The 536-nt window shown below is 68.1% G+C and carries 1 protein-coding gene; it reads left to right on the plus strand.

Features of this window, described 5'->3' with window-relative positions; all coding sequences use genetic code 11:
• Positions 1 to 424 (plus strand): DNA polymerase III subunit chi (locus AC4FS3_RS29385; RefSeq protein ID WP_491023476.1); only part of this gene is annotated, 424 nt, incomplete at its 5' end.
• Positions 425 to 536 lie beyond the last annotated feature (112 nt).

A 536-nucleotide genomic window follows, 5' to 3' on the forward strand; every position in this document is an offset into this window, starting at 1 on the left:
GCGGCAGCCCGTTGAGGCGGTGTTGCCCGGGCTGCTGTTGCGCAGTCTGGAGCGGGGCTGGCGCGTGGTGGTGGAGGCGGGCGATGAGCAGCGCATGGCCGCGCTCGATGATCACCTGTGGACGTTTTCCGACGACAGCTTCCTGCCCCACGGCTCCGCCCGGGAGCCGGACATCGCCAGCCAGCCGGTGGCGCTGGTCTGCGAGCCTGGCAATCCCAACAACGCGAACGTGCGCTTCCTGGTCCATGGGGCCCGGGCGCCGGACGATCTTTCTGCCTGGGAGCGCGTCGTGCTGATGTTCGACGGCGCCGATGAAGCAGCGCTGTCGGCGGCGCGCGAGGACTGGCGCAAGGTGAAGGCGCTTGGCGCTGATGCGACCTATTGGCAACAGAACGATCAGGGGCGCTGGGAGAAAAAGGCCTGAGCCGGCCCTGGTTGCGCGCGCCAGCTGGAGCCGCCCGTCAAACTTCCGCCCCTGAATCGGGGCAGGGTTCCTGAACAGTCATATGAAGTCCCACGCAGTTCGCGGCTGTCGC

The sequence above is a fragment of the Pseudogemmobacter sp. TB195 genome (assembly GCF_058313095.1).